This window comes from Achromobacter sp. JCM 18799, assembly GCF_055395645.1.
Genome location: NZ_AP043866.1, coordinates 3956192 through 3975756, shown reverse-complemented (window position 1 = coordinate 3975756; position 19565 = coordinate 3956192). Strand labels below are relative to the sequence as shown.

General features: G+C 61.6%; 20 protein-coding genes. 16 read left to right on the top strand and 4 right to left on the bottom strand.

Features of this window, described 5'->3' with window-relative positions; translation table 11 throughout:
- Window positions 1-17 precede the first annotated feature (17 nt).
- Together ACZ5YA_RS18650 and ACZ5YA_RS18645 are read right to left on the bottom strand one after the other, a co-directional pair.
- Window positions 18-671 carry a Bug family tripartite tricarboxylate transporter substrate binding protein gene (locus ACZ5YA_RS18650; protein ID WP_157896435.1) on the bottom strand — a complete coding sequence of 218 codons (654 nt, stop codon included), beginning with the start codon at window positions 669-671 and terminating at the stop codon, window positions 18-20.
- A 41-nt stretch (window positions 672-712) separates the two neighbouring features.
- Window positions 713-1048, bottom strand: coding sequence for a type 2 periplasmic-binding domain-containing protein (locus ACZ5YA_RS18645; RefSeq protein ID WP_157896436.1), 336 nt, complete (start codon window positions 1046-1048; stop codon window positions 713-715).
- Between the two features lie 233 nt (window positions 1049-1281).
- Between ACZ5YA_RS18645 and ACZ5YA_RS18640 the strand changes: the two genes are divergently transcribed.
- Genes ACZ5YA_RS18640 through ACZ5YA_RS18630 form a run of 3 tightly spaced genes read left to right on the top strand, consistent with a single transcriptional unit; the run spans window position 1282 to window position 4038 of the window.
- On the top strand, window positions 1282-2250 hold the full coding sequence (locus ACZ5YA_RS18640) for a PDR/VanB family oxidoreductase (protein WP_464091062.1): 969 nt from the start codon (window positions 1282-1284) through the stop codon (window positions 2248-2250).
- The gene (locus tag ACZ5YA_RS18635) at window positions 2247-3446 is read left to right on the top strand and encodes a Gfo/Idh/MocA family protein (protein WP_464091061.1); all 1200 of its coding nucleotides are present in this window, start codon (window positions 2247-2249) and stop codon (window positions 3444-3446) included. The genes ACZ5YA_RS18640 and ACZ5YA_RS18635 overlap by 4 nt, the downstream gene beginning before the upstream one ends.
- A gap of 13 nt (window positions 3447-3459) precedes the next feature.
- On the top strand, window positions 3460-4038 hold the full coding sequence (locus ACZ5YA_RS18630) for a MarR family winged helix-turn-helix transcriptional regulator (protein WP_220637672.1): 579 nt from the start codon (window positions 3460-3462) through the stop codon (window positions 4036-4038).
- 59 nt (window positions 4039-4097) lie between these two features.
- Here ACZ5YA_RS18630 and ACZ5YA_RS18625 read toward each other — a convergent pair whose 3' ends face one another.
- Together ACZ5YA_RS18625 and ACZ5YA_RS18620 are read right to left on the bottom strand one after the other, a co-directional pair.
- Entirely contained in the window at window positions 4098-5087 is a 990-nt protein-coding gene (locus ACZ5YA_RS18625; RefSeq protein ID WP_086911742.1) for a PhnD/SsuA/transferrin family substrate-binding protein, read from the bottom strand.
- 15 nt (window positions 5088-5102) lie between these two features.
- Window positions 5103-6422, bottom strand: coding sequence for a Rieske 2Fe-2S domain-containing protein (locus ACZ5YA_RS18620; protein ID WP_220637671.1), 1320 nt, complete (start codon window positions 6420-6422; stop codon window positions 5103-5105).
- Window positions 6423-7027: 605 nt separating this feature from the next.
- On the opposite strand from ACZ5YA_RS18620, the gene ACZ5YA_RS18615 reads away from it, so the two are divergent.
- Genes ACZ5YA_RS18615 through ACZ5YA_RS18555 form a run of 13 tightly spaced genes read left to right on the top strand, consistent with a single transcriptional unit; the run spans window position 7028 to window position 19370 of the window.
- Window positions 7028-9049 carry a conjugal transfer protein TraG gene (locus ACZ5YA_RS18615; RefSeq protein ID WP_086928645.1) on the top strand — a complete coding sequence of 674 codons (2022 nt, stop codon included), beginning with the start codon at window positions 7028-7030 and terminating at the stop codon, window positions 9047-9049.
- Entirely contained in the window at window positions 9046-9522 is a 477-nt protein-coding gene (locus tag ACZ5YA_RS18610) for a ribbon-helix-helix protein, CopG family (protein WP_086911745.1), read from the top strand. The genes ACZ5YA_RS18615 and ACZ5YA_RS18610 overlap by 4 nt, the downstream gene beginning before the upstream one ends.
- Window positions 9523-9529: 7 nt before the next feature.
- A complete protein-coding gene (gene trbB, locus ACZ5YA_RS18605) occupies window positions 9530-10561 on the top strand; it encodes a P-type conjugative transfer ATPase TrbB (RefSeq protein ID WP_464092859.1) in 1032 nt (343 codons plus the stop codon).
- The gene (locus ACZ5YA_RS18600) at window positions 10558-10890 is read left to right on the top strand and encodes a TrbC/VirB2 family type IV secretion system protein (RefSeq protein ID WP_086911746.1); all 333 of its coding nucleotides are present in this window, start codon (window positions 10558-10560) and stop codon (window positions 10888-10890) included. Before trbB ends, ACZ5YA_RS18600 begins: the two co-directional genes overlap by 4 nt.
- Window positions 10887-11159, top strand: coding sequence for a VirB3 family type IV secretion system protein (locus tag ACZ5YA_RS18595; protein ID WP_086911747.1), 273 nt, complete (start codon window positions 10887-10889; stop codon window positions 11157-11159). The genes ACZ5YA_RS18600 and ACZ5YA_RS18595 overlap by 4 nt, the downstream gene beginning before the upstream one ends.
- A gap of 10 nt (window positions 11160-11169) precedes the next feature.
- Window positions 11170-13638: a conjugal transfer protein TrbE gene (gene trbE, locus ACZ5YA_RS18590; RefSeq protein ID WP_086911748.1), complete on the top strand. Its 2469-nt coding sequence runs from the start codon at window positions 11170-11172 to the stop codon at window positions 13636-13638.
- Entirely contained in the window at window positions 13635-14363 is a 729-nt protein-coding gene (trbJ, locus tag ACZ5YA_RS18585; RefSeq protein ID WP_086911749.1) for a P-type conjugative transfer protein TrbJ, read from the top strand. Before trbE ends, trbJ begins: the two co-directional genes overlap by 4 nt.
- 10 nt (window positions 14364-14373) lie before the next feature.
- Window positions 14374-14652 carry an EexN family lipoprotein gene (locus tag ACZ5YA_RS18580; RefSeq protein ID WP_086911750.1) on the top strand — a complete coding sequence of 93 codons (279 nt, stop codon included), beginning with the start codon at window positions 14374-14376 and terminating at the stop codon, window positions 14650-14652.
- 5 nt (window positions 14653-14657) lie between these two features.
- On the top strand, window positions 14658-16043 hold the full coding sequence (trbL, locus tag ACZ5YA_RS18575) for a P-type conjugative transfer protein TrbL (protein WP_086911751.1): 1386 nt from the start codon (window positions 14658-14660) through the stop codon (window positions 16041-16043).
- A gap of 12 nt (window positions 16044-16055) precedes the next feature.
- Window positions 16056-16760, top strand: a complete 705-nt coding sequence (trbF, locus tag ACZ5YA_RS18570) for a conjugal transfer protein TrbF (RefSeq protein ID WP_086911752.1) — start codon at window positions 16056-16058, stop codon at window positions 16758-16760.
- Window positions 16757-17770: a P-type conjugative transfer protein TrbG gene (trbG, locus tag ACZ5YA_RS18565; RefSeq protein ID WP_086911753.1), complete on the top strand. Its 1014-nt coding sequence runs from the start codon at window positions 16757-16759 to the stop codon at window positions 17768-17770. Before trbF ends, trbG begins: the two co-directional genes overlap by 4 nt.
- Window positions 17771-17772: 2 nt before the next feature.
- Entirely contained in the window at window positions 17773-19074 is a 1302-nt protein-coding gene (locus ACZ5YA_RS18560; RefSeq protein WP_086911754.1) for a TraB/TrbI/VirB10 family type IV secretion system protein, read from the top strand.
- On the top strand, window positions 19071-19370 hold the full coding sequence (locus ACZ5YA_RS18555; protein ID WP_086911755.1) for a DUF2274 domain-containing protein: 300 nt from the start codon (window positions 19071-19073) through the stop codon (window positions 19368-19370). The genes ACZ5YA_RS18560 and ACZ5YA_RS18555 overlap by 4 nt, the downstream gene beginning before the upstream one ends.
- Window positions 19371-19565 lie beyond the last annotated feature (195 nt).

Genomic DNA, 19565 nt, shown 5'->3' with positions numbered 1-19565 from the left:
GCCTATTTCTTTTCTATTTACACACCAAGAGCAGTGCCAGCAACGTCAGAAAGGCCCGTAACAGAGGGCCAAGCGTGAGCAACCAATCGATTTTCAGATCGGCGGCCTTGCCGGCCTTGGACATCAGCGCGCGCGCGATCACCTTGCCGTATTCGGCCGGGGCCCGCGCCCACCGGATCGATCACGGTAGTGTGGAATGTCTTGATGACTTCGGGCATCTTGACCACTTCGGCGATGGCCGGAATGTCGGGCGCCTGGGTGAAGCGGGTGGGTGCGTTGCTGACCAGCACCTTGAACTGACCGCTCTTCACGAAACCTGAAATGGATGGCAGCGCCGCGACCGAGAACTCGACCTGACCACCCACCAACGCGGGGGTGGACTGACCGGAACTGCGGAAAGGCATGTGGCGCACATCCAGGCTCAACGCCGACTTCAAGGCTGCCATGGTTAGGTGGTGGGTGCTGCCAATGCCCGACGAGCCGTAAGTGAACTCACCCGGTTTCTTCTTGAGAAGCGACACGAACGCCTGCAGGGTGTTCACGCCGGTCTTGGGGTGGACCACGATGAAGCGCTGCGCGCGCGCGATCAGCGACACGGGGAGGATGTCTTTGCTCGATCGGTAGTTGGCGCTCGCTTTGAAATAACTTGAGCAATTCAGAGAAAATTTCACAGCGAAATACCTTTGTAAATTGAACAAATTATTTGTTATTGTTAACAATCCTTTGACGGCCTTGTTGATCTGCGGTGTGTGGACAGCATGGAGCCGTCCGAGACGATGAATGCATGCCCATCGGATGGATTGCTCTTCAGCAGTGCCTGGCAGGCAACCACGCCGTTGCCACCGGACTTGTTGTTCACTACCGCGGCCTGTCCCCGCCGATCCGTCAGGCATTGTGCCACCACGGGGGCCACCGTATCGGGAAGGTCGCCAACAGCGTAGGGCGCGATGAACTTGACAGCCTTTTTGGGGTAGGCGCCCTGGGCCATTGCAGCCAAAGGCGCCAATCCGATTACGAGGGCCATGGCGGCTAGGGTTCTGCGTTGCATGTATTGTCTCCATTCACAAAGGATCGAACCCGGTCGGTCGAGGAAAAGCCCATGGTGCGGGTTGCCCGCCACATGCTACAGAAAGCACGGACTGCGACTTACTGCACAACATGATGACTTGATTTTTTCTTAGCCATCTAAGATAATAATTGTCTCAGACCGCTTAATGCTTGTCAAGGTTGAAAACTCTTGGCCCTGATAATTACTTTTCACATCCACCTGGAGACATCCCCATGTCCACCGATACCGCCATGCTGCGCTTGCAGGTCGTCCGTGCTGAACCCGCCGCGCGCGGCATTCAGTTGTTCGAGTTTCGTCACCCAGCCGGCGAGAAACTGCCGGCCTTCACTGCGGGCGCCCACATCAAGCTCAGGACCCCCAGCGGCGCCACTCGCCAGTATTCCCTGAGTAACGACCCGGCCGAACGCGACCGCTACGTGATTGCGGTCAAGCGCGAGGTCAACGGCCGTGGCGGCTCGCTGAGCCTGGTCGATGGCGTGAAGGCGGGCGCAACACTGGAAGTGGGCGCTCCCGAGAACCTGTTTGAACTCGACGCCAAGGCCAGCAGCTTCGTGCTGATTGCGGGTGGTATCGGTATCACGCCCATGATGGCGATGGCGCGCTCGCTCTTGACCGAGGGCATGCGCCGCTTCAAACTCTATTACCTGACCCGTGATGCTGAAGGCACGGCCTTCCTGGACGAACTGCGCGCTCCCGAATTTGCGTCGCACGTGGTGCTACATCATGACCAAGGTGACCCGGCGCGTGGCTTTGATCTTTGGCCTGTCCTCGAAAAACCCGGCAGCGTCACAGGCCAGCATGTTTACTGCTGCGGCCCCAAACCCCTGATGGATGCAGTGCGCGACATGACTGGCCACTGGCCCAGCAGCGCTGTTCACTTCGAGAGCTTCGGCGGTGACACCAAGCCTCACGCCGACGACCAGCCCTTTGATGTGCGCCTGGCGCGTAGTGGCTTGACCCTCACCGTGCCGGTTGGCAAGTCTATTCTTGATATCGCGCGGGAACACGGCGTGAACGTTCCCAGCTCGTGCGAGAGCGGTACCTGCGGTTCGTGCAAGACACGCTTGATCGAGGGAGAGGCCGATCACCGCGACCTGGTGCTTCTGGATGAGGAAAAGACGGACCACATCATGGTCTGTGTCTCGCGCGCCAAGTCGTCCTGTCTGGTGCTCGATCTATGAGCCCCAGCGCCAATCCCGTTCGCCTGGGCGTGCTGGGCCTGGGCCGCGCCTTCACGCTGATGCTGCCCACATTCATGGCCGATTCGCGCGTAAAATTGGTGGCCGCATTCGATCCACGCCCGGACGCGCGCACCGCATTCGCGCAAACTTTTGGCGGGCGAGTCCACGAATCGGCCGAAGCCGTGTGCGCCGACCCCGATGTGGAGTGGGTTTATGTGGCCACGCCGCACCAGATGCATGCCGAGCAGGTGCAACTGGCTGCACGACACGGCAAACACGTTCTGGTGGAAAAACCCATGGCATTGAGCTTGGCCGACTGCGCCAAAATGATCGATGTCTGCGAAGTCGCCGGTACGCAACTGATCGTGGGTCACAGCCACAGCTTCAATGCACCCGTGCTGCTGGCGCGCCAGCTGATAGACAGCGGCGCGTTCGGCCGGGTCTGCATGGTGCACGCCATGCAATACACTGACTTCCTCTACCGCCCGCGCCGACCTGAGGAGTTGGATACTGCGCAAGGGGGCGGCGTGGTCTTCAGCCAGGCCGCGCACCAAGTGGACATCGTGCGCCTGCTGGCCGGCGGCGAGGTGTCCAGCGTGCGCGCACTCACCGGTCGCTGGGACCCGACCCGGCCCACCGAGGGCGCCTACAGCGCGCTGCTCACGTTTGCCAACGGCGCATTCGCCAGCGCCACCTACAACGGCTACGGCTTCTACGACACCGACCTATTGATGGACGGTGTGGGCGAAATGGGTCGACCCAAGAGCCGCGACGCACACTACCAGACGCGCGTACGCATGAAGACTGTGACCGATGAGGCCCAGGAGGCCGCTGCCAAGACCGAACGCAACTTCGGCGGCAGCCTGTTCACGCTCGCTGCAACCGAAGCGCCCGATGCCTGTCAGCATTTCGGCCCGGTGCTGGTGAGCTGCGAGCACGGCGACCTGCGTTTGACGCCGCGTGGCGTGCAGGTGTTCGATGAAAACGGCTCGCACTTTGTGCCTGCCGTTGTGCCTGCCGTGCCACGCGCCGAGGTGATCGATGAGTTGTGGGCGGTGGCGCGTGAAGGCCGTGTGCCGCTGCACGGCGGGCGCTGGTCGCAAGCGACAATGGAGGTGTGCCTAGCCTTGCTTGAGTCGCAACGTGCGGGGGAGGATATCATGCTCAAGCACCAAGTGGCACTTCCCCGCCACTGAGCGCCAGGCCCCGATGTCACCTACCGAAAAAACCTACCACTACCTGCTGCGCCATTGGCGCGAAGCCGTCCCGGACGATCGTCTCGCCCACCTCATTCGCGATGTGGCGCGCGCACAGATGCGCGCCCTGCAACTGCGACTGGGCGCACACGGGGTGTCATTCGGTCACTGGACCTTTTTGCGCATCTTGTGGATCAAGGACGGGCTGACCCAGCGCGAGCTCAGCGAACTGGCCGGCGTGATGGAGCCCACCACCTTCAGCGCCATGAAGGCTATGGAAAAAATGGGATTCATTGAACGTCGGCAGTTGCCCGGCAACCGCAAGAACATGCACGTATTCCTCACGCCCTCGGGCCGCGCACTTGAGGACGTGCTGGTACCTCTGGCCGAAGAGGTCAACCACATCAGTGTGAGCGGTCTCCACGAGAAAACCGTCGCCACGGTACGCAAGTGCTTGCTGACCATGATAGAGAACCTGGCGGCCGATGAGACGGTCGCAGCTGAGCCAGCGGTTGCTTCAGAGGGTGCGATAGGCCGCAGTATTGACGAGGTAAGAAGCCCGCCTGCTCGAACTGACAGTCCAAGCCAGTGACCCGAAGAATGCAGGCGCTGCCACCTTGCAGGAGGTGGCAGCGTGAAACATGAACTCAGTCAGATCGCGTAAGTTTCGTACGTCGCCGGATGGAATATCTCGTCGACTGACAACCGGCGCGATGACAAGCCCTGTGCATGGTGATGATGCAAGAAAGCCTCCAGCGTGGCGCGGTTTTTTTCGACACCGTAAGACCAGTAATCATGGCCCATGGTCTCTCGCGCAGCTTTCAGTTGCTCTTCCACAAACGGCAGCGTGACTTTGGTGGCCGAGGTATCAGACAAGGCTTCGAGCGCAGCCGCCTTGGACTGGCTGAAGGCCTTGAACACCGCGCCCGGCAACCAGGGGTGCCGTTCTGCCAGCGTTTTGCGCACCCCCAGCACGTGCATGATGGGAAACACGCTGGTGCGGCGGTAGTAGTCCTTGGCCACCGCGGTCGGGTCGTCGAACAGCCACCCCACATTCGGGTTGGTCAGCACGTGGGTGCTGGGCGGGCGGGGCGCCATGAAGCCGTCGATATCGCCCCGGTCGAGCAAATCGGAAATAGTCACCCCCTCGGGTGCGCTTTCCAGCTTCACGCCCGGGGGCAACTGCAGCGCAATCTTCTCGGGGCGACCTGGTGTCTCGATGCCGCCGCGCACCCAGGTCACGTCCTCCGGCGCCACGCCATAGTCGTCCTGCAGGATGGCGCGAGCCCACACGTTGGCACTCAACTGGTACTCGGGCAGGCCGATGCGCTTGCCCTTGAGGTCTTCCGGCTTCTTGATGCGGTCTTTGCGCACGTAGATGGACGTGTGGCGAAATGCACGCGACAGGAATACCGGAACAGCCACGTAGGGGCAATCGCCCTTGGCGGTCTTAACGGCATAGCTCGAAAACGACAGTTCACTGATGTCGAAATCTTGGCTACGCATCGCCCGGAAAAACATTTCCTCCGGGTTGAGGGTCATGTAGACCGGATCGACACCGTCAATCAATACGCGCCCGTCTAGCAGTGCACGAGTACGGTCGTAGTCGCCCATGGCGACGGAGAGTTGGAGCTTGGACATGCGTTTCCTGATGCCTCAGGCTTTGACGTTGTAGGAAGATTCGAACTCGCTGCGATCCATGCCATCTGCCCACACATAGGTGGTTTCGTATTCGCGCCAATCGGTGGTCTTTGGTACCACGCCCTGGAACGAACAGACGTTCTTCGGAATCGCCTGATCTCCGGTGCCGATGGCCGACTTGCCTGCCTGGAAATCGCGCACGGCTTCCACCATCTGCTTGCGGAACTCGACAACAGCCATGTCGCTGGCACCGAGTCGGTCTTTGGTGCGGTCGGCAATCGGGCCCATGGTCAGCCACATCGCCACATCCTGGTTTGGAAATCCGGTGATCCCTGTGAAATTGCCAGCCTTCATGGCCTGGCGGTTTTGCCAAAATTTGTTTTCTTCGTTTCGCAGAGGGCGGTAGTGCTCGTCCAGATCGACTCCCACGGTCTGATGGAGAAATTTGCGCCAGGTTTCAGTCTCGGGTGTCTGCGATGGGTGGCCCCAGCCGATGAAATAAAACGCCGTGTTGGTGTCATCCATGGGGACGTTCACATTGGCAACGTTGTAAAGATTGTTGGGTGGAATCAACACCGTGTAGGGTGCGACAAACACCGTGGATCGGATGTAATCGTGTGTTGCTGCATTGTTGATAGGGCGGCGAATCGCCGCATATCGAAAGCCGTAGCCATCGCGCTGCACTTGCATACGCGGTGCCTTGTCGGTCGATGGACGCAGCCAGATTTGTCCGGTGGCCTCGGCACCGCTGACACGGGCAGGCACCATATCCGACGAGTGCAGGCTAGAGCTATGGGCCGAGTCGATGGCACCTTCCAGAATTTGTGCATAGTTGCAGGGCAGGTGCACCTTGGCGATGGACACGCGGGTGTTTGCGGTGGGGGCCCAAGGCGGCGGCACAAACTCTGGCACCGCATCAGCCGGGCCAAACCAGGCCCACACAAAACCGCCCCATTCCTTCACCGGGTAGGCCTTATGCTTGACCTTCTCGGCAAAGCCACTGGCTGCTGGCTCGGACACCATCTCCAGCACATTGCCGGCAACGTCCATCTTCCAGCCGTGATACAGGCAGCGCAGGCCACCTTCTTCGTTACGGCCGTAAACCAGTGAAGGGCCGCGGTGCGGGCATTTCTCGTCAAGTACGCCTACACGGCCTTCCGTGTCGCGGAACACGACCAGCTCTTCACCGAGCACGCGCGCCTTCACCGGAGTTCCATCGGCCTCAGCGACTTCCTCGATCAAGCACACGGGCGTCCAATGACGTCGCATCAACTGCCCCATGGGGGCATCGCCGACGACTCGGCACAACAGATTGTTCTCTTCACTCGTCATCATAAAAGCACTCCTCAGAAATGGATGTAAAAAATCAATTATTATTAGATACCTAAGCAATTTATATAAGGGTTAACCCTAATGATGGAAGATGAATCCGTGCCGATGCCGGATTCTTAGAGCCACCCATGTCTTTGATCTTTCGCCGCCTTGAGTGTGTGCGTCAATGCCGAATTGACCGTTCAGCATTGCATTTACCAACTTTTTGGTGACCACTTAATCTCCTGGTAGACAGGTTGCTGGCTATGGCCATTCGGAGATTTGGCCTGGTCACTTGGAGATCGGCACCCGATCAATTTTGGCTGTGCTGCAAAGCATGCGGACATCTATTTCTGAGACGAGTCGAGGTTTCATGCAGATACGGTGCAAGGCAAGACTTGGGGTGTAAAAGGCAAGGCACGCGCGATTGCGCGCTCTGGTCAATGCCAGTCAATATTGGAGGGTGTCTGCGGTCAAAGCCAACGGCGTCGTTGGATTCTCGTCGATGAACTGCGCTGCGCTACCCCCGCATGGGTGTGCGGCGCGGCTCTCTGAAGCCAGACTCACGTAGACGCTGTCGCTGTCGCTGTGGCATGCGCGGACGTGGAATCAACGTACAAATGGAAAGCATGCCTACAGGGATCAGGTTCGGACAGATTGCGGTAGTGCTCGGTGTCACGCTCGGCGGCATCTGGACAGCTACGCAATGGACGGCGGCGGCGCTGGGTTATCCGGCCCGGCTTGGGCTGCCCTGGGTCGACCTGTTCAGCGTCCGGATCTATCACCCGTGGCGGCTGTTCGAGTGGTGGTACTTCTTCGACGCCTATGCACCTGACGTTTTCCTGCGCGGTGGCATCATCGCGGCATCCAGCGGACTGCTCGCAACCGGTGCCGCCATCGCGATGGCCGTCTGGCGATCACGTCTAGCAAAGCGCGTCACAACCTATGGCTCAGCACGGTGGGCCGAGCCTGAAGATGTTCGGGCGGCGGGCCTGACCCAACCGGCGGGCGTGTTCCTTGGGAGGCTGCGGACCAAGGAAGGTGACTACCTTCGCCACGAGGGTCCCGAGCATGTGATGGCCTTCGCACCGACCCGTTCTGGCAAGGGTGTCGGCTTGGTGGTGCCGACGCTGCTTTCGTGGCCCGGCTCGGCCGTGATCCACGACATCAAGGGCGAGAACTGGACTTTGACGGCAGGCTGGCGATCACGTTTCTCGCACTGCCTGCTGTTCAATCCCACAGATGCACGCTCAGCGGCCTACAACCCGCTGCTCGAAGTACGTCGCGGCATGCACGAGGTGCGTGATGTGCAGAACATCGCCGACATCCTGGTCGATCCCGAAGGCGCGCTTGAGAGGCGCAACCACTGGGAGAAGACTTCGCATGCATTGCTGGTCGGTGCGATCCTGCACGTGCTCTACGCCAGTGACGATAAAACCTTGCGTGGCGTCGCCAACTTTCTGTCCGATCCAGCCCACCCGTTCGAGATCACGCTGCATCGGATGATGACGACGCGGCACCTGGGCGCCGTCACCCATCCGGTGGTCGCTTCGGCCGCCCGCGAAGTGCTCAACAAGAGCGATAACGAGCGCTCCGGCGTTCTCTCCACCGCGATGAGTTTCCTCGGCCTCTATCGAGATCCCACGGTGGCCGAAGTCACCTCGCGCTGCGACTGGCGCATCGCGGACCTGATCTCTGCGAAACACCCGGTATCGCTGTACCTGGTCGTGCCGCCGTCGGACATCAGTCGCACCAAGCCGCTGATCCGGCTGATCCTGAACCAGATCGGTCGACGGCTGACTGAATCACTGGACGGCAGCGACGGCATTGCCAGGAAACACAAGCTGCTCTTGATGCTTGATGAGTTCCCGGCGCTGGGTCGCCTGGACTTTTTCGAGTCAGCGCTGGCCTTCATGGCGGGTTACGGCTTGCGTGCCTTCCTGATCGCGCAGTCCCTGAACCAGATCGACAAGGCCTATGGCCAGAACCATTCGATCCTCGACAACTGCCACGTGCGCATTGCGTTCGCGACCAATGACGAACGCACGGCCAAGCGGATCTCTGAAGCCCTGGGCACTGCCACCGAACTGCGGGCGCAGCGCAACTACGCAGGCCACCGGCTGGCCCCGTGGCTCGGGCACCTGATGGTGTCGCGCCAGGAAACCGCACGTCCCTTGCTCACGCCCGGCGAAGTGATGCAGTTGCCGCCTGATGAAGAAGTCGTGATGATCTCCGGCCATCCACCGATCAAAGCCGCAAAGCTGCGCTACTACCAGGACCGGAACTTTATGCTGCGGATGCTGGCGCCGCCGGTGCTGGCACTGGAGGGCTATGCGGACAAACCCACTGCACGAATGGACGACTGGAGTGAACTGGCGATCCCTGCCATGTCTCAGGCCTTGACTGCAAACCAGTCAGGCGGCTTTGCCGACGAAGGCGGTCACCAGCTCAAGCCTGAATTGGACGTTGCGTTTGATGCCCAGCCCTTGATGGACATCGACGACCTGCTGGTGCTCGATGACGAGGACGACTTGCCGCCGCAACCGCACAGCCTGAAGCGGGATAGGCGGGACATTGGGGATACAGACCCAAGAATGCAGCGCAATGCGCGGCTCGCAGCATTGGATCCGGATGACGGGATTGCGCTATGACTCGGACCCGTCTCAATATCTTCATTGAGCCCGATCACGCGAAGCGGCTGGACCAGCTCGCCGCGCACAAGGGCGTGTCCAAGTCGGCGGTGATTGCCGCTGCTTTGGCTTCGTTCCTTTCACCCGATGCGGCCGACCAGCGCGAGGCGGCCATGGGCAAACGGCTGGACCGCCTCTCGCGCCAGTTCGACCGGCTGGAGCGTGACCAAGGCATTCTGATCGAAACGGTGGCGCTTTACATCCGCTACTTCCTCATGGTCTCGGTGCCTGTACCCGAAGGCCAGCAGGATGCGGCCCGTGCGCAGGGCCGCGCCCGTTATGGCCAGTTCATCGAACAGCTCGCCCGTCATATCCAGCGCGGACGCAGCTTGGTCCGGGAAGTCCACGAAGAAGTTGCCCAGGATGACCTGACTTCGCAGGCGACCACACCAGAACAAAAGGAAGGGGAGACATCCAATGAGCCACAAGCCTGACAAAGATATGGGGGGCGGCGTGGACCGCGTGGACGGTGGCAGCGCCGCCGTCTCATTGGAGCGCCGCATACGGATGCTGCGCACCGCAATGGGGCCGGAGATTGCAGCGGCACTGGAAGACCCGGAAGTCGTGGAAGTTCTGCTGAACCCGGACGGCTCGCTGTGGCTGGACCGGCTGGGTACTGGCCGCGCGCCGACCGGGACGACGCTGCCGCCAGCCGTGGCCGAGCGGATCATCCGCCTGGTGGCAGCGCACGTGCGGGCCGAGGTGAATGCCGGGGCGCCCATTCTGTCGGCTGAATTGCCCGAGACCGGGGAGCGCTTCCTGGGGGTTCTGCCCCCAGTGGTACGCGCGCCCTCGTTTGCGATCCGCAAGCGGGCGTTGCGCATCATGACGCTGAACCATTACGTGGTCGACGGCATCCTGACCGAGGCCCAGGCCGGATTTCTCCGTGCTGCCGTGCGTGAGCGGCTCAACATTGTTGTATGTGGCGGCACCAGTACCGGTAAGACCACGCTGGCCAACGCGCTGCTGGACGAGATTGCCGATACTGGCGATCGGGTCATGATTCTCGAAGACACGGTGGAACTGCAATGCCGCTCCGACGACCATGTCTGCATGCGCACTGAACCGGGTGTCAGCACCATGGCCGACCTCGTGCGCGCCACATTGCGATTGCGGCCTGATCGGGTGGTGGTTGGCGAAGTACGCGGGGGAGAGGCGCTGGACCTGATCAAGATATGGGGTACCGGGCATCCGGGCGGCATTGCCACCGTGCACGCCGGTTCAGCCCATGGTGCCTTGGTCCGGCTGGAGCAACTGATCCAGGAGGTCTCCGTCACCGTTCCCCGCGCGCTGATTGCCGAGGCGGTCAATGTCATTGTCTTCATCGCCGGTCGCGGACGTCATCGGCGCGTGCAGGAGATTGCGCGGGTCGTCGGCTTTGACAGCCATGGCTACCAGCTCAGCGCCGATCTGATGCCTTCGTTCCCTTCCATCCCATCGCCCCACTTACCCACCACCGGAGAATCGTCATGACGACTTCACGTATTTCCGTAAAGCCAGTCCTCCAGGCTGCTGCCATCACGGCGCTGCTGCTGGCTATCGCCATGCCCGCCCATGCCGCCGGCTCGAACATGCCGTGGGAGGCACCGCTACAGTCCATCCTCGAATCGGTTCAGGGACCGGTGGCCCGCATTGTGGCGGTGATCATCATCATTACCACCGGTCTGACGCTGGCGTTTGGCGATAGCAGCGGCGGATTTCGGAAGCTGGTGCAGATCGTGTTCGGGCTGTCGATTGCGTTTGCCGCGTCGTCATTCTTCCTGACTTTCTTCAGCTTCTCGGGTGGAGCGGTGCTGACATGAGTGCCATCACGGCCAACACCCCGGGCTTTGAGGTGCCGCTGCACCGGTCGCTGACCGAGCCGATCCTGCTGGGTGGTGCGCCACGCACCGTGGCGATTGCCAACGGTACGTTGGCTGCTGCGGTGGGACTGGGCTTGCAGCTCTGGCTGCCAGGTATCGCGCTGTGGGTCATTGGCCACTCACTGGCGGTCTGGGGCGCACGCCTGGATCCCCAATTCATGCAGGTCTTTGCACGGCACATCAAGCACCGCGTGCTGCTGGACGCATGAGGTCACGACCATGATGCACCTCGCCGAATACCGCAAGCGCCCGGCCTTGCTGGCCGACTGGCTGCCCTGGGCCGGGCTGGTCGCACCGGGTGTCGTGCTGAACAAGGATGGCTCGTTCCAGCGCACGGCGCGTTTCCGGGGGCCGGACCTGGACAGCGCGACGCAGGGCGAGCTGGTCGCGACCTCTGCGCGGCTGAACAATGCGCTTCGCCGCTTGGGGTCGGGCTGGGCCTTGTTCGTGGAGGCCGAGCGACGCGAAGCGGCGGACTATCCCGAATCTTCTTTCCCGGAGCCGCTGTCCTGGTTGATCGATGAAGAGCGCCGGGCGGCTTTCGAGGAGGCTGACAGCCACTTCGAGAGCGCTTACCACCTGACGCTGCTGTATCTGCCACCTGAGGAGTCTCAGGCGCGTGCCGCCAAACTGCTGTACGAGAACACCAAGGCCGAGGGCGTGGACTGGCCGAATTGGAGAGGGCGCCTGGAAGGCTTTGTGTCGGAAACGGAACGCTTCTTTGGTTTGCTCGAAGGGGTGATGCCCGAGGTTGCCTGGCTGGACGACAGCCAGACCTTGACCTATCTGCATGGCTGTGTGTCCACGCGCCGGCATCCGGTGGCCGTGCCCGAGGTGCCGATGCACCTGGACGCGCTATTGGCCGATGAGCCGTTGACGGGCGGGCTTGCGCCCATGCTTGGGAATCAGCACCTGCGTGTGCTGTCGGTGCGCGGCTTTCCGACCTCGACCTGGCCGGGTTTACTGGATGACCTGAACCGTCTGGGTTTTGCCTACCGCTGGAGCACGCGTTTCCTGTGCCTGGACAAGGCAGAAGCCGAGAAAGAACTGACGCGCTTGCGCCGCCAGTGGTTTGCCAAGCGCAAGAACATCGTCGCGCTGCTGCGCGAGACCATCTTCCAGCAGGAAAGCCCGCTGGTCGATTCCGATGCGTCGAACAAGGCGACGGATGCTGATGCGGCGCTACAGGAGCTGGGCAGCGACCAGGTTTCTTTTGGGTATGTCACGGCGACGGTCACGGTGATGGATGCGGATGCCACGGCTGCTGACGAGAAGTTGCGCGCCGTGGAGCGAACCATTCAGGGCCGGGGTTTTGTGACGATCCCGGAAACCCTCAATGCGGTCGATGCCTGGCTGTCTTCGATTCCGGGGCACGCCTACGCCAATGTGCGTCAGCCCATTGTCTCGACCCTGAACCTGGCCCACATGATGCCGGTGTCGGCAGTCTGGGCCGGGCAGGAGCGCAATGCGCATCTGGATGGACCGCCACTGATCGTGACGCGCACCGATGGCGCGACGCCGTTCCGGCTGGTCACGCACATCGGCGACGTGGGCAATACGCTGGTAGTTGGCCCCATCGGCATGGGCAAGTCGGTGCTGTTAGCCACGTTAGCCATGCAGTTCCGTCGTTATGCCGGTTCACGCATTCTGGCCTTCGACATGGGGCGCTCCATTCGCGCCACCATCCTCGGGCTGGGTGGGGAGCATTACGACCTCGGCAATGATGGAGGGGCAGGCGCTGCCATCGCTTTTCAGCCTCTGGCGCATATTGACCAGGACGGCTATCGTGCCTGGGCGGCGGAGTGGATAGCCGGGCGTTTGATTCACGAAGGCGTCCCGGTCAGCCCATCCGAGAAGGACGCGGTGTGGTCGGCTTTGAACAGTTTGGCCAGTGCGCCGGTCAATCAGCGCACCATGACGGGCCTGTCGGTTCTGCTGCAATCCAACGCCTTGCGCCAGGCCCTACAGCCCTATGTGCTGGGCGGCGCGCACGGCAAACTACTCGATGCGGATTCAGACCGGCTTGGCACCGCTGACGTGCAGGGTTTCGAGATGGAAGAGCTGATGCACAGCAAGGCAGCGATGCTGGCCGTGCTGGGTTATTTGTTCGCGCGCTTCGAGGAACGCTTTGATGGGGCTCCGACGCTGTTGATCCTGGACGAAGCCTGGCTGTTCCTGGACGACCCGGTGTTTGCATCGCGCATCCGCCAGTGGCTCAAGACCTTGCGCAAGAAGAATGTGTCGGTGATCTTTGCGACGCAGTCGCTGGCGGACATCAAGGATTCGGCCATCGCCCCGGCCATCATCGAGAGCTGTGCGAGTCGCATTTTTCTGCCAAATCCGCAGGCCACCGAACCGCAGATTCGCGTCATCTACGAAGGTTTTGGACTCAACAGCCGACAGATCGACATCGTCGCGCAGGCGCAGCCCAAACGGGACTACTACTACCAGTCTCGGCTGGGCAACCGGGTCTTTGATTTGGGACTCGGGCCGGTGGCGCTGGCGTTTGCTGGTGCAGCCAAGCCCGAGGACCAGCGCGCCATGGATGCGGTGTCGGCATCCGCTCCGCCTGCGGACTTCGCAAGTGAATGGTTGCGTCATCGGGGTCTGGACTGGGCGGCAGACCTGATTCCGTCGTTTCCTCCGTTTTCGCCCTCACCGTCAATCCCTCAGGAGAAATCACCATGAAGAAGACTTTGCTGGCGGTTGCTACGGCGTTGCTTGTGACCGCCATGCCTGCTGCTCAGGCGCAGTGGGTGGTGTTCGATCCGTCCAACTATTCCCAGAACATCCTGACCGCCGCGCGCACGCTGGAGCAGATCAACAACCAGATCCGGCAGTTGCAGAACGAGGCGCAGATGCTGATGAACCAGACCAAGAACCTGACGGGTCTGAATTTCAGCGCACTGGCCGAGTTGCGGTCTGCGCTGTCCGCGACGAACCAGTTGATCCAGCAGGCGCAGGGGATGGCTTTCAATGTGTCGCAGATGGACGGGGAGTTTTCACGGCTTTATCCGAATGCGTATTCCGCATCTACCTCAGGCGGTCAGATGGCGCTGGATGCACGGCAGCGCTGGCGCAACTCGCTGGAGGCGCTGCGGACTGCGACGCAGGTGCAGTCGCAGGCGGTGCAGAACTTCAGGTCCGACGAGCAGACGCTGACGGACTTGGTGAATCGCAGCCAGTCGGCTGTCGGTGCGCTGCAGGCCACGCAAGCAACCAACCAGCTGTTGGCCTTGCAAGCCCGCCAGGCGATTCAGGCGCAGCAGTTGCAAATCACGCAGGACCGGGCGACCGCCCTGGAGCAGGCGCGGCAGGTGGCGGTGCAGGAGCGGGCGCGCGAGGTACGTCGGCGGTTTCAGGGTGAAGGTACGCCTTACACCCCGTACACGGTCAACTTTTACAGCAACTGAGGGGATCACCATGAAACAACTTCTGATTATTTCCTTCGTGTTGTCGATATCGTTGATAACGGGCTGCGGCAAGTCGGCATCGACCGACACCGTGGAATCACTGGTTGTGAATCCTGAGCGCCTGAAAGAGCTTCGCGCCCAGTGCAAGGCTGACCATGCCAAGGTGGGGGATGCCGTCTGCGCTGCGGTGTCCGAGGCCACGCGGCGGCGCTTCATGGGGGATGGCAAGTCGCCTTACGTGAACGATCCCGTGCCGAAACCGACGCCACCGGCCACCTCGAAGGATTGACCGTTATGAACGATCTGTCGGTCATCGACCGCTTTCTGGACGTCTTCTCGCGCTACATCGATTCGGGCTTCGGACTGCTGCATGGCGAGGTGGCGTTCTTGACGGCCACGCTGGTCGGTATCGACATGACGCTGGCAGGCCTGTTCTGGGCTATGAGCCATGCCAGTGGGGGTGGTGACGACGTGATAGCCAAGCTGGTCAAGAAGGTTCTCTATGTCGGAGCCTTTGCCTTCATCATCGGCAACTTCAATAACCTGGCGGGCATCCTGTTCCGCTCGTTTGCGGGGCTTGGGTTGGTGGCATCTGGTTCCACGATGACCCAGGCGCAGTTGCTGCAGCCGGGACGGCTCGCGCAAGCCGGTGTGGATGCGGGGCGGCCCCTCATGGCGCAGATCAGCGACCTGACCGGTTTCCCCGAGGTGTTCGCCAACCTGGACGTCATCAGCGTGCTGTTCCTGGCTTGGCTGGTGGTGATTGTGAGCTTCTTTGTGCTGGCGGTTCAGCTGTTTGTGACGCTGATCGAGTTCAAGCTGACGACGCTGGCGGGTTTTGTGCTGGTGCCTTTTGCTCTGTGGAACAAGACGGCTTTCCTGGCGGAGCGGGTGCTGGGCAACGTGGTGTCGTCGGGCATCAAGGTGCTGGTGTTGGCCGTGATCGTCGGTATTGGCTCTGGCTTGTTTGCGGAGTTCCAGACGCCACCGGGGACGGAACCATCGATTGACCATGCGCTGGTCATCATGCTGGCTTCGCTCACGCTGCTGGGTTTGGGCATCTTTGGTCCCGGCATCGCGACCGGGCTGGTATCGGGCGCGCCGCAGTTGGGAGCCGGTGCTGCAGCGGGAACCGTGCTGGGTGCTGCGGGTCTGGCTGTGGCCGGTGGCGCGGCGATTGCCACAGGCGGTGCAGCCGTAGCCGCTGGTGCGCGCATGGCACCTGGGGCGGCACGTGCGGTTGTTGGGGGTGGTGCCAGCGCGGCTCGTTTGGCAAGCTCGATGGCTGCTGGCGCGAAGTCGGCCTACCAGGCGGGTGCCTCCGCATCAGGTGGGGGCGGTGTAGGCGCTGCGGGTGCTGGATTTGCCAATGTGGCGAAGAGTGGTGCGAGTGCTGTTGGCCAGCGGGTTGCGGCTGGCGCCAAGGCCGTCAAGGACCGCGTTGCATCGGCTGTATCTGATTCGGCTGCACCGGCTTCAGCCACAATTGCCACAACTGCCACAACTGGCGCCAACGCAACGACCTCCGACACGCCACCGCCTGCACCGGCCTGGGCGAAGCGCCTGCAACGCAATCAGCGTCTCTCACACGGGGTTTCTACCGCTGCGCACACGCTTCGCTCCGGTGACCACGGCGGGGGCGGAGCCAGTCCGAGCCTGCGCGACGACTCCAACCATTAAGGAGATCACTTTATGTTATTCAAACGACCCCAGGTGCGCTACTCGGACACGCCCGAGCCCGTCACCCCCTACCAGGCTGCTGCGCAGGTCTGGGACAACCGCATCGGCAACGCCCGTGTGCAGGCCAAGAACTGGCGGCTGATGGCCTTCGGTTGCCTGTCGCTGGCTTTGCTGATGGCGGGTGGCTTGGTCTGGCGATCCGCACAGTCCATCGTGACACCGTATGTCGTCGAGGTCGACAGCGCGGGGCAGGTGCGGGCCGTCGGTGAAGCGGCCACGCCGTACAAACCGAACGATGCGCAGATCGCCTATCACCTGGCGCGCTTTCTCACCGACGTACGTTCACTGTCAATCGATCCCATCGTGGTGCGGCAGAACTGGCTTGAAGCCTATGAGTACACCACCGACAAAGGTGCGGCCACGCTGAACGACTATGCCCGCGCCAACGACCCGTTTGCCCACATCGGGCAGAACTCTGTTTCGGTGGAAGTCACGAGCGTGGTCCGTGCCAGCGAATCTTCGTTCCAGATGCGCTGGATTGAGCGAAGCTATTCGAATGGTGCGCCCTCGGGCACGGAACGCTGGACGGCAGTGGTGTCGGTGGTGCTGCAACCGCCCCGGACCGAAGAGCGTTTGCGCCGCAATCCACTGGGCATTTATGTCAACGGCCTGTCCTGGAGCCGTGAACTCGAAGCGACACAAGGAGTAAAACCATGAAACCATTGATCCGTATTTACGCTTTGCCGTTGGTGATGGTCGCCACCCTGGCGACCATCACCGGCTGTGCCACACACGGCAAACCGCCGCCCACCATCACACTGGATGAGCCCGTGGCCGCGCACCTGCTGCCTGAGCTGCCCAAACCCATCGAGGTCGTGACGCTGCCTGAACCGCTGCCACTGCCAGCGCAGTTAAAGCCGATATCGGCAGAAGCGGAGACAAAGGGTGTGCCGGAAGCTGCTGACGAGAAGGTTCGCGTCTCACGGGCCAATCTGGAAGCGCGTGTGGCACCGAGCCGCGAGGGCTACGTCAATGCCATCCAGGTCTGGCCCTATGCCGATGGCGCGCTGTACCAGGTCTACACAAGTCCGGGCCGGGTCACGGTCGTCGCGCTGCAGGAGGGCGAGGAGCTGGTGACGGTGTCAGCGGGAGACACGGTGCGTTGGGTTGTTGGCGACACGGCCAGCGGCTCAGGGGCCAGCTTGCGTGTGACGGTACTGGTGAAACCCACCCGTACCGGTCTGAAGACGAACCTGGTCATCACTACGAACCGGCGCATGTACCTGCTGGAGCTGTCTTCGACGCCGCAGGCCTGGATGGCTTCGGTGTCCTGGGATTACCCGAAGGATCGGATGTTGGCCTTGCAGAAGCAGGCGCAGCAGGCTCAGGCAACTGCACCGGTCGATTCTGGTTTGTCGCTGGAGCAGATCAGGTTCCGCTATGCGATCACGGGTGACAGTCCGCCGTGGAAGCCGCTGCGTGCTTTTGACGACGGGCAGCGGGTGTACATCCAGTTTCCTGGGGGTATTGCGCAGGGGGAGTTGCCGCCGCTGTTCGTGATTGGGCCGCAGGGCGATGGACAGTTGGTGAACTATCGCTTCCGTTCACCGTACTACGTGGTAGACCGGTTGTTCGGTGCGGCCGAGCTGCGACTTGGGGCAGACAAGGCCCAGGTGGTGCGCATCGAACGTACTGATGGCGTTGCCAGCGCGGAACGGAGGAATTGAGCATGAGTACGCCCGCCACACCGCAGGCTGACACGCCGGTGCCCCCCAAGGTCGATCCGGACAGCATGACCCTGCGTGCGCCGCCGCGTCCGGTGGTACGGCTGAACCGGCGCATGCTGGCGCTTGGTGCGGGCACGCTGGCCGCTGCCGTGCTCGGAGGCACCTTGTGGTCGCTGCAGACTCACAAGCGTGAGCGTAACCCGGCCACCGAGTTGTACAACGTGGATCGCGTCTCGCGGGCCGAGAGCCTAGACCAGTTGCCCAAAGACTATTCGAAGATTCCGGTGCCGGTTAAACCCACCATACCTGTGTTGGGGGAGCCGCTGCCGGGTGATTTGGGGCCGGCCATCCTCAGTGCCGAGCGCCAGCGCCAAGCGAATGTATCGGCGGCGTATAACGATCCAGCGCATGCGGATCGTTTGACGCGGCTGCGTGATGCGGAGGAGGCAGCGCGCTCTACGGTGTTTTTTAGGAGCAGTGGCAATGGTGCCAAGTCAGCAGCCACTGTGACCACTGCTTCGGCTGGCAGTCCATCCGTATCGGTGTCAGGCAACCAGCCGTTCAATCCAATGACACCGACGTCTGCCACTGCTCAGGCAGTTGACCCGACCGCTGCGCAGAATCGGCAGGAGCAGAAGGCAGCTTTCGTCGCGAATGCGAGCGACACGGCTACGCGCAATCTGGCCAGTCTGCAGATGCCTGCTTCGCCTTACCAGGTGATGGCAGGGACTGTCATTCCGGCTGCGCTGGTGACGGGTATTAATTCTGACTTGCCGGGGCAGGTCATCGCCAATGTGACGGAGGCGGTTTACGACACGGCCACGGGGCGCTATCTGCTGATTCCACAGGGGTCAAGGCTGATTGGGCGCTATGACAGCCAGGTGTCATTTGGGCAGCGGCGGGTGTTGCTGGTGTGGACGCGGTTGATCCTGCCAGATACGTCGTCGATTGCACTGGACCGTTTGCCGGGGATTGACCCTGCGGGTTATGCAGGGCTGGAGGATGGTGTTGATTGGCATTGGGACCGGATTCTTGCGGGTGCGGCGCTGTCCACGCTGCTGGGTGTGGGTGCCGAACTGGCGGCGCCGGATCGCGGTGGTAGCGATGGCAAGGTGATTGTCGCCATACGGCAGGGCGCGCAGGACACGGTGAACCAGGTTGGTCAGGAGATTACCAAGCGGAATATGAGCATTCAACCGACACTGACGATTCGGCCTGGGTTTCCGATGCGTGTGATGGTGAGCAAGGATTTGGTTTTGCGGCCCTATCAGCCTTTGTTCTTTGTGAGAGGGTCTTCGCAATGAGTACGTCTGTCAGCAAGCTGCGGTTGGGGCCGCTGCCCAAGACTGAAACGGTGAAGTTGACCATTGTGCTGACGACGGCATTGAAGGCTGATCTGGAGCGGTACGCCGCGCTGCATGCACAGGCCTATGGTGAGCCGGTCGATGCTGTCACGCTGATTCCGCATATGCTGGAATCGTTCATCATGCGGGATCGAGGATTCAAGAAGCAGCATGCTGCCGGGCCAGACGCCTTGACTCGAAGGCGAGCTGCCAACGGCTCAACTGGCGCAATCAGAGTTGATGCGCTCCCTGAATGAGGTACAAAAAAATAGGCCCTTCCATCGCTGGAAGGGCCTGTGGTGGTGCCCGGGGCCGGAATCGAACCGGCACGCCTTGCGGCGGGGGATTTTCTTACCACTTCGGCTTTCGCCGCCGACGTTCCCAAAGGAACGGCGTTCGTGGTCTGGAGCACGCCTTCACCATAGCGCTTTCGCGCTTTAGGTGCCCGCCGT

Coding starts and splice junctions, on each gene's coding strand:
- ACZ5YA_RS18645 (WP_157896436.1), bottom strand. CDS start 1,048: ATGCAACGCAGAACCCTAGCCGCCATGGCCCTCGTAATCGGATTGGCG.
- ACZ5YA_RS18640 (WP_464091062.1), top strand. CDS start 1,282: ATGTCCACCGATACCGCCATGCTGCGCTTGCAGGTCGTCCGTGCTGAA.
- ACZ5YA_RS18635 (WP_464091061.1), top strand. CDS start 2,247: ATGAGCCCCAGCGCCAATCCCGTTCGCCTGGGCGTGCTGGGCCTGGGC.
- ACZ5YA_RS18630 (WP_220637672.1), top strand. CDS start 3,460: ATGTCACCTACCGAAAAAACCTACCACTACCTGCTGCGCCATTGGCGC.
- ACZ5YA_RS18625 (WP_086911742.1), bottom strand. CDS start 5,087: ATGTCCAAGCTCCAACTCTCCGTCGCCATGGGCGACTACGACCGTACT.
- ACZ5YA_RS18620 (WP_220637671.1), bottom strand. CDS start 6,422: ATGATGACGAGTGAAGAGAACAATCTGTTGTGCCGAGTCGTCGGCGAT.
- ACZ5YA_RS18615 (WP_086928645.1), top strand. CDS start 7,028: ATGCCTACAGGGATCAGGTTCGGACAGATTGCGGTAGTGCTCGGTGTC.
- ACZ5YA_RS18610 (WP_086911745.1), top strand. CDS start 9,046: ATGACTCGGACCCGTCTCAATATCTTCATTGAGCCCGATCACGCGAAG.
- trbB (WP_464092859.1), top strand. CDS start 9,530: ATGGGGGGCGGCGTGGACCGCGTGGACGGTGGCAGCGCCGCCGTCTCA.
- ACZ5YA_RS18600 (WP_086911746.1), top strand. CDS start 10,558: ATGACGACTTCACGTATTTCCGTAAAGCCAGTCCTCCAGGCTGCTGCC.
- ACZ5YA_RS18595 (WP_086911747.1), top strand. CDS start 10,887: ATGAGTGCCATCACGGCCAACACCCCGGGCTTTGAGGTGCCGCTGCAC.
- trbE (WP_086911748.1), top strand. CDS start 11,170: ATGATGCACCTCGCCGAATACCGCAAGCGCCCGGCCTTGCTGGCCGAC.
- trbJ (WP_086911749.1), top strand. CDS start 13,635: ATGAAGAAGACTTTGCTGGCGGTTGCTACGGCGTTGCTTGTGACCGCC.
- ACZ5YA_RS18580 (WP_086911750.1), top strand. CDS start 14,374: ATGAAACAACTTCTGATTATTTCCTTCGTGTTGTCGATATCGTTGATA.
- trbL (WP_086911751.1), top strand. CDS start 14,658: ATGAACGATCTGTCGGTCATCGACCGCTTTCTGGACGTCTTCTCGCGC.
- trbF (WP_086911752.1), top strand. CDS start 16,056: ATGTTATTCAAACGACCCCAGGTGCGCTACTCGGACACGCCCGAGCCC.
- trbG (WP_086911753.1), top strand. CDS start 16,757: ATGAAACCATTGATCCGTATTTACGCTTTGCCGTTGGTGATGGTCGCC.
- ACZ5YA_RS18560 (WP_086911754.1), top strand. CDS start 17,773: ATGAGTACGCCCGCCACACCGCAGGCTGACACGCCGGTGCCCCCCAAG.
- ACZ5YA_RS18555 (WP_086911755.1), top strand. CDS start 19,071: ATGAGTACGTCTGTCAGCAAGCTGCGGTTGGGGCCGCTGCCCAAGACT.